The organism is Mycobacterium sp. (assembly GCF_035623875.1).
Lineage (GTDB): Bacteria > Actinomycetota > Actinomycetes > Mycobacteriales > Mycobacteriaceae > Mycobacterium.
The window spans coordinates 1-2,491 of record NZ_DASPSP010000089.1 but is presented as its reverse complement, the minus strand read 5'-3'; the positions used below and the strand labels follow the sequence as shown (position 1 = coordinate 2,491).

Sequence of the window (2,491 nt, the reverse complement as noted above, 5' to 3'; positions counted from 1 at the left end):
TGTGACATCCGCATCGCCTCCGATCGCGCGCAGTTCGGCACCTTCGAGGTGCGTCGCGGGATGCATCCGGCCGACGGCGGCATCCCCCGTCTGGTCAACACCTGCGGTGTCGGGTTTGCGTTGGAGTTATTGCTTACCGGTGAGCCGATTTCTGCCGAGCGGGCGTACACGGCGAACATGGTGTCCCGGGTGGTGCCACACGACAAGCTGATGGAAGAGACCGACGCGCTGGTGCAGCGAATCCTTCGCTGTGACCAGGCCGCGATCGAATCGGCCAAGGAGACGGTGCTCGAGATTATCGGCCGCCCTCTCTATGACCAACTGCGCGTCGAGGCGATGTGGGGTTACGCGCTATGCGGCGGCAACATAAGCGTGATGGAGCGATCGCAACAATTCTTCGACAAGGTCGATCGCGGCCGAGCCGGGGCGACAGCCACTCCACTTTGAGCCCGGCAAGAGCACCCGCGCTGTCTGGCCGGCTGACACTTGACCGTTTCGGTCTGACCATTCTAATGTTATTACCGTGGTGGCGACAAACTCCTATCCGGTTTCCCGGTGCCGTCGTGCGAACGGAACCCGGTGATGGAGCCGGCCACGTTTAGCTACCGTTGCGCCGACGGCCGGAAGCTTGTCGGTTATCGCTGGGCTGCTGACCGGAGTCGCACGGGCGCGGGCGTCGTCGTACTTGTCCACGGCATGGGCGAGCACCTCCGCCGATACGACCACGTAGCCAGCGCGCTGACCGCCCAGGGTTTTGAAGTCTATGGACATGACCATCGCGGACACGGCGCCTCGCTCGCCCGCAACCACGAGCCCGGCCAGCTGGGACCTAACGGGTGGCCGGCGCTAGTCGATGAGCTGAATCTGGTAATCGCCCAAGCGAAATCAGACCATCCTCACCTGCCGGTTGTAATTGTTGCCCACAGCATGGGTTCGTTTGCGACTCAACAATTTCTGCTGGATCACGCTACCGACGTCGACGCGGTCGCGTTGACCGGGACCACTGCCCTCGACCTTCTTGAGCCGGCCTTGGACCTGTCCGGCGATCTAGACCTCTCCGCCTTCAATACTCCGTTCCAGCCGGCCCGGACCGATTTCGACTGGCTTTCCCGCGACGAGGCCGTCGTCGACGCATATCTCACCGATCCATTGTGCGGATTCGGTATCGACGCCGCGTCTGCGAAAGACATGTTCGTCGGCGCCCGAAGACTCGCCGACCCCGCCGAGGTGGCACGCATGCCACACGACCTGCCGATGTACGTGGCAGTGGGGTCAAAGGACCCCGTCAACGGCGGCCTCACGCTGCTGTGGGCACTGGTCGACCGGTACCGCGCCGCGGGTCTGACCGATGTCACTGTCCGCGTCTACGACGACGGTCGGCATGAGATCCTCAACGAGATCAACCGGGCAGAGGTAATCGATGACCTTCTGCAGTGGCTACAGCGTGTATCGCAGCTTCCCACAGTGAGGACGAAGGTATGACTGACAGCAAGGCGGATCTGCCAGCCCCCAAAAATCTCGACGCATCAACAGCACTGATCGTGGGCGGCACGGCCGGCATCGGGCTGGCATCGGCCCGGGCGCTCGCAGCGGCCGGCGTGCCCCGGATCGTGATCGCCGGTCGCAACGCCGAACGCGGCGAGCTGGCCGCGAAGTCGATCGCGGAACTCGGCGCTGCTGCACACTTTGTCGTCGGCGACGCAACCGATCCTGTTGCCGCAGAAGCTATTGCGACAGAGGCAGACCAGATCCTGTCCGGTATCGACATCCTGATGTGCAGCACAGCCGCCGACGTGCGGCCCGAGCTGTTCATCAACATTCCGGGCGCCGACATCGGTCGGATGCTTACCCAACTAGCGCTGCCGTCAATGCATATGGCCAGCGCGGTGCTACCAGGCATGCGCAGCCGAAGAGGCGGCGTCATCGTCAACGTGGCATCCGATGCGGCCAAGACCGCCACGCCGGGTGAAGCAATTATCGGCGCGGCAAAGGCCGCCATCGTGATGTTCACCCGAACCATCGCCATCGAGGAGAAGCGCTACGGTATCCGCGCCAATGCGATGACGCCATCCCTGGTTTACGGCACCGCCTCCACCGAACGCATCACGGCCGACGGGTTTAGCGGCAAACTCTTCGCCCGAGCGGCACAGCAAGCCCAGCTCGGTGTGCCGACGGCCGACGACATCGCTGCATTGACGGTGTTCCTGTGCAGCCCCGCGGCGGCGCGCTTGACCGGGCAGGCGATCAGCGTAAACGGCGGCATCTCCGCGGCCTAAGACCCGCCGCGACACATTTCTACGCGGTACGGCGAAGGTATGTCCAACCCGTGCCTTGACCAAGGAGCAATGCAGGGTGACGGACGAGGTTTTGCGCCGCGTTGAAGACGGTGTGGGTTTTGTGACGTTGAATCGGCCTGAGGCGATCAATTCGCTGAATCAGGGCATGGTCGATGAGCTGCGCGTGGTTTTGGCCGGGTGGGAGCGGGACGCGG

General features: G+C 63.5%; 5 protein-coding genes. 4 read left to right on the top strand and 1 reads right to left on the bottom strand.

The genetic code is table 11. The annotated features are described in order from the left end of the window. Nucleotides 1-447 (top strand): enoyl-CoA hydratase/isomerase family protein (locus tag VEI45_RS07240; RefSeq protein ID WP_324851645.1); only part of this gene is annotated, 447 nt, incomplete at its 5' end. A 93-nt stretch (nt 448-540) separates the two neighbouring features. On the opposite strand, the gene VEI45_RS07235 is transcribed toward VEI45_RS07240, so the two are convergent. Continuing rightward, the gene (locus tag VEI45_RS07235) at nt 541-777 is read right to left on the bottom strand and encodes a hypothetical protein (RefSeq protein ID WP_324851650.1); all 237 of its coding nucleotides are present in this window, start codon (nt 775-777) and stop codon (nt 541-543) included. Between VEI45_RS07235 and VEI45_RS07230 the strand changes: the two genes are divergently transcribed. The 3 genes from VEI45_RS07230 to VEI45_RS07220 form a co-directional block, all read left to right on the top strand. Further along, nucleotides 697-1,482 (top strand): alpha/beta hydrolase, encoded by a 786-nt coding sequence (locus tag VEI45_RS07230; protein WP_324851643.1) that lies wholly within the window; start codon nt 697-699, stop codon nt 1,480-1,482. The two genes, VEI45_RS07235 and VEI45_RS07230, sit on opposite strands and share 81 nt — an antisense overlap. After that, nucleotides 1,479-2,276 (top strand): SDR family NAD(P)-dependent oxidoreductase, encoded by a 798-nt coding sequence (locus VEI45_RS07225; protein ID WP_324851641.1) that lies wholly within the window; start codon nt 1,479-1,481, stop codon nt 2,274-2,276. Before VEI45_RS07230 ends, VEI45_RS07225 begins: the two co-directional genes overlap by 4 nt. Before the next feature lie 76 nt (nt 2,277-2,352). Continuing rightward, nucleotides 2,353-2,491, top strand: a 139-nt coding sequence (locus VEI45_RS07220; RefSeq protein ID WP_324851648.1) for an enoyl-CoA hydratase/isomerase family protein, incomplete at its 3' end; no start/stop codon positions are given.